2 protein-coding genes are annotated in these 2,027 nt (G+C 63.2%); both read right to left on the bottom strand.

Going from position 1 to position 2,027, the window contains the following annotated elements:
- Positions 1-35: 35 nt before the first annotated feature.
- Complete coding sequence (gene istB, locus BP68_RS19175; RefSeq protein WP_496374764.1) at positions 36-839, bottom strand: IS21-like element helper ATPase IstB; 804 nt, start codon at positions 837-839, stop codon at positions 36-38.
- Positions 829-2,027 (bottom strand): IS21 family transposase (gene istA / locus BP68_RS19180; protein WP_496374766.1); only part of this gene is annotated, 1,199 nt, incomplete at its 5' end. The genes istB and istA, both read right to left, overlap by 11 nt.

Here is a 2,027-nt window from a genome sequence, read left to right on the forward strand (position 1 = left end):
GAATCTTGACCCACCCTTGTTCGTGAACTTCACGCTCACGTTGTGGATAAGTTCTTCGGTGTCTTCTCCTTCTTGGTGGTCGGCGGTGGTTGCTGTGCAGAGCTGTTCTTGAACCGGTAGCTGTCGTTGCCGGTTTCCAGAATATGGCAGTGATGCGTAAGCCGGTCCAGCAGTGCCGTGGTCATCTTCGCATCCCCGAACACGCTGGCCCATTCGCTGAAGCTCAGGTTGGTGGTGATCACAACGCTGGTGCGCTCGTACAGCTTGGACAGCAGATGGAACAGCAAGGCACCTCCTGAGGCACTGAACGGCAGGTAGCCCAGCTCGTCCAGGATCACCAGATCCACATGGGCCAGCCGGTTGGCCATCTGCCCTGACTTGCCTTGCGCCTTCTCCTCTTCCAGCGCATTGACCAACTCCACCGTGGAGAAGAACCGCACCCTACGGTGATGGTGCTCAATGGCTTGCACCCCGAGGGCTGTGGCAATGTGGGTCTTGCCTGTGCCCGGCCCGCCGACCAGCACCACGTTGTTGGCATCCTGCAGGAACTCGCACCGGTGCAACTGCCGCACCAGAGCCTCGTTGACCTCGCCGTGGCTGAAGTCCAAGCCCGCCAGGTCCCGATACGCCGGGAACCTCGCCACCTTGAGCTGGTAGGCCACCGATCGCACTTCGCGCTCGGCGGTCTCGGCCTTGAGCAGTTGGGACAGGATGGGCTGTGCTGCCTCGAAGGCCGGTGCACCTTGCTCGGCCAGTTCCGCAACCGCCTGGGCCATGCCGTGCATTTTGAGCTCGCGCAGCATGATCACGATGGATGCGATGGCGGGGTCATGACGCATAGCGCACCTCCCTCAGTTGGTCATAACGAAGCACATTGGCCAGGGGTTCCACAGACAGCTTGAGCGCCTGGGGAGATGTGACCGGTGCTGGCGCAGGCTTGCCGTCCAGCAGCCGGTGCAGCACGTTCAGGATGTGCGTCTTGCTCGCAGCCCCTGACTCCAGGGCAAGCTCCACGGCGGCGAGTACGGCCTGTTCATCGTGGTGCAGCACCAGGGCCAGCACCTCCACCATCTCCCTGTCTCCGCCGGGTCGCTTGAGCAAGGTAGCCTGCAGGCGCTTGAAGGCCGCTGGCAGTTCCAGGAAGGGTGCGCCATTGCGTAACGCCCCGGGCTTGCGCTGCAGCACCGCCAGGTAGTGGCGCCAGTCGTACACGGTCTGTCCAGCACCATGGTGGTTACGCTCAATCAGGCGCTGGTGCTCGCACACGATCTGGCCTTCGGCGGCAATCAACAGACGGTCTGCGTAGACCCGCAGGCTCACAGGTCGATTGGCATACGGCGCCGGCACGCTGTAGCGGTTGCGCTCGAAGTGGACCAGGCAGGTGGGTGAGACGCGCTTGGTGTGCTCCACAAAGCCATCGAAGGGCCTTGGCACAGGCATTAAGGCAGACCGCTCCTCGGCCCATACGTCTGCGACGGTTCCTGGCAGCTTGCCGTGCTCGATCTCATGCCACAGCGCCACGCAGCGCTCGTGCAGCCAGGCATTGAGCTCAAGCAGGCTTGGGAATGGCGGCACTACCTGCCACAGCCTGTGACGGGCGTCGCGCACGTTCTTCTCCACCTGGCCCTTCTCCCAGCCTGAAGCGGGGTTGCAGAACTCTGCCTCGAATAGGAAGTGGCTGACCATGGCCGCAAAGCGCGCATTGATGTCGCGCTCCTTGCCACGGCGCACCCGGTCCACGGCGGTGCGCATGTTGTCGTAGATGCCACGGCGGGGTACACCGCCCAGAACTGCGAACGCATGGTTATGGGCATCGAACAGCATCTCGTGCGTCTGCAGCGGATAGGCGCGCAGGTAGAACGCTCGGCTGTGGCTGAGCTTGAAGTGGGCTACCTGCAGCTTGGTGCGCACGCCAGCGAGAACAGCCCAGTCCTCGCTCCAATCGAACTGGAACGCCTCCCCCGGGCCGAAGGCCAGGGGAACGAAGGTGCCGCGGCTGGTGGTCTGCTGGGTCACCAGGCGCTGCT

The sequence above is a fragment of the Diaphorobacter oryzae DSM 22780 genome (assembly GCF_059568935.1).

What these genes read in the sequence shown, in the direction of transcription:
- istB (WP_496374764.1), bottom strand. Translation starts at nt 839, where the DNA reads ATGCGTCATGACCCCGCCATCGCATCCATCGTGATCATGCTGCGCGAG.